Raw genomic sequence first — 2606 nt, forward strand, 5'->3', positions numbered from 1 at the left:
ACGAGCATCAAACTTAAATTGAAGAGTTTGATCATGGCTCAGATTGAACGCTGGCGGCAGGCCTAACACATGCAAGTCGAACGGTAGCACAGAGAGCTTGCTCTCGGGTGACGAGTGGCGGACGGGTGAGTAATGTCTGGGAAACTGCCTGATGGAGGGGGATAACTACTGGAAACGGTAGCTAATACCGCATAACGTCGCAAGACCAAAGAGGGGGACCTTCGGGCCTCTTGCCATCAGATGTGCCCAGATGGGATTAGCTAGTAGGTGGGGTAACGGCTCACCTAGGCGACGATCCCTAGCTGGTCTGAGAGGATGACCAGCCACACTGGAACTGAGACACGGTCCAGACTCCTACGGGAGGCAGCAGTGGGGAATATTGCACAATGGGCGCAAGCCTGATGCAGCCATGCCGCGTGTATGAAGAAGGCCTTCGGGTTGTAAAGTACTTTCAGCGGGGAGGAAGGCGATAAGGTTAATAACCTTGTCGATTGACGTTACCCGCAGAAGAAGCACCGGCTAACTCCGTGCCAGCAGCCGCGGTAATACGGAGGGTGCAAGCGTTAATCGGAATTACTGGGCGTAAAGCGCACGCAGGCGGTCTGTCAAGTCGGATGTGAAATCCCCGGGCTCAACCTGGGAACTGCATTCGAAACTGGCAGGCTGGAGTCTTGTAGAGGGGGGTAGAATTCCAGGTGTAGCGGTGAAATGCGTAGAGATCTGGAGGAATACCGGTGGCGAAGGCGGCCCCCTGGACAAAGACTGACGCTCAGGTGCGAAAGCGTGGGGAGCAAACAGGATTAGATACCCTGGTAGTCCACGCTGTAAACGATGTCGACTTGGAGGTTGTTCCCTTGAGGAGTGGCTTCCGGAGCTAACGCGTTAAGTCGACCGCCTGGGGAGTACGGCCGCAAGGTTAAAACTCAAATGAATTGACGGGGGCCCGCACAAGCGGTGGAGCATGTGGTTTAATTCGATGCAACGCGAAGAACCTTACCTACTCTTGACATCCAGAGAACTTAGCAGAGATGCTTTGGTGCCTTCGGGAACTCTGAGACAGGTGCTGCATGGCTGTCGTCAGCTCGTGTTGTGAAATGTTGGGTTAAGTCCCGCAACGAGCGCAACCCTTATCCTTTGTTGCCAGCGATTCGGTCGGGAACTCAAAGGAGACTGCCAGTGATAAACTGGAGGAAGGTGGGGATGACGTCAAGTCATCATGGCCCTTACGAGTAGGGCTACACACGTGCTACAATGGCATATACAAAGAGAAGCGACCTCGCGAGAGCAAGCGGACCTCATAAAGTATGTCGTAGTCCGGATTGGAGTCTGCAACTCGACTCCATGAAGTCGGAATCGCTAGTAATCGTGGATCAGAATGCCACGGTGAATACGTTCCCGGGCCTTGTACACACCGCCCGTCACACCATGGGAGTGGGTTGCAAAAGAAGTAGGTAGCTTAACCTTCGGGAGGGCGCTTACCACTTTGTGATTCATGACTGGGGTGAAGTCGTAACAAGGTAACCGTAGGGGAACCTGCGGTTGGATCACCTCCTTACCTTAAAGAACCTGCCTTTGTAGTGCTCACACAGATTGTCTGATGAAAATGTAGCAGTAAAAAATCTCTGCAGGCTTGTAGCTCAGGTGGTTAGAGCGCACCCCTGATAAGGGTGAGGTCGGTGGTTCAAGTCCACTCAGGCCTACCAAATTTCTGCTGATGCTGCGTTGCGGCGACACTCACATACTTTAAGTATGCTTCATGTCACCACGCCTTGCCTCAACAGAAATTAAGGTTGATGAGATTAACTACGATGGGGCTATAGCTCAGCTGGGAGAGCGCCTGCTTTGCACGCAGGAGGTCTGCGGTTCGATCCCGCATAGCTCCACCATCTTTACTGCACAACACAAGAAAACTTCAGAGTGTACCTGAAAAGGTTCACTGCGAAGTTTTGCTCTTTAAAAATCTGGATCAAGCTGAAAATTGAAACGACACACTGTTCAAGTGTGTTCGAGTCTCTCAAATTTTCGCGACACGACGATGTTTTACGAAACATCTTCGGGTTGTGAGGTTAAGCGACTAAGCGTACACGGTGGATGCCCTGGCAGTCAGAGGCGATGAAGGACGTGCTAATCTGCGAAAAGCGTCGGTAAGGTGATATGAACCGTTACAGCCGGCGATGTCCGAATGGGGAAACCCAGTGCAATTCGTTGCACTATCGTTAACTGAATACATAGGTTAACGAGGCGAACCGGGGGAACTGAAACATCTAAGTACCCCGAGGAAAAGAAATCAACCGAGATTCCCCCAGTAGCGGCGAGCGAACGGGGAGCAGCCCGGAGTCTGAATCAGCTTGTGTGTTAGTGGAAGCGTCTGGAAAGTCGCAGGGTACAGGGTGATACTCCCGTACACTAAAGCACACAGGCTGTGAACTCGAAGAGTAGGGCGGGACACGTGGTATCCTGTCTGAATATGGGGGGACCATCCTCCAAGGCTAAATACTCCTGACTGACCGATAGTGAACCAGTACCGTGAGGGAAAGGCGAAAAGAACCCCGGCGAGGGGAGTGAAAAAGAACCTGAAACCGTGTACGTACAAGCAGTAGGAGCCC

2 tRNA genes and 2 rRNA genes are annotated in these 2606 nt (G+C 52.4%); all 4 read left to right on the forward strand.

Going from position 1 to position 2606, the window contains the following annotated elements:
- Positions 1-15 precede the first annotated feature (15 nt).
- A 16S ribosomal RNA gene (locus F8562_RS02820) occupies positions 16-1555 on the forward strand.
- Positions 1556-1626: 71 nt separating this feature from the next.
- Positions 1627-1703 (forward strand) — tRNA-Ile (locus F8562_RS02825).
- A 107-nt stretch (positions 1704-1810) separates the two neighbouring features.
- Positions 1811-1886 (forward strand) — tRNA-Ala (locus tag F8562_RS02830).
- 178 nt (positions 1887-2064) lie between these two features.
- A 23S ribosomal RNA gene (locus F8562_RS02835) occupies positions 2065-2606 on the forward strand; the annotation flags it as partial.

Source organism: Klebsiella sp. RCJ4 (assembly GCF_009025755.1).
Classification (GTDB): Bacteria; Pseudomonadota; Gammaproteobacteria; order Enterobacterales; family Enterobacteriaceae; genus Klebsiella; species Klebsiella michiganensis.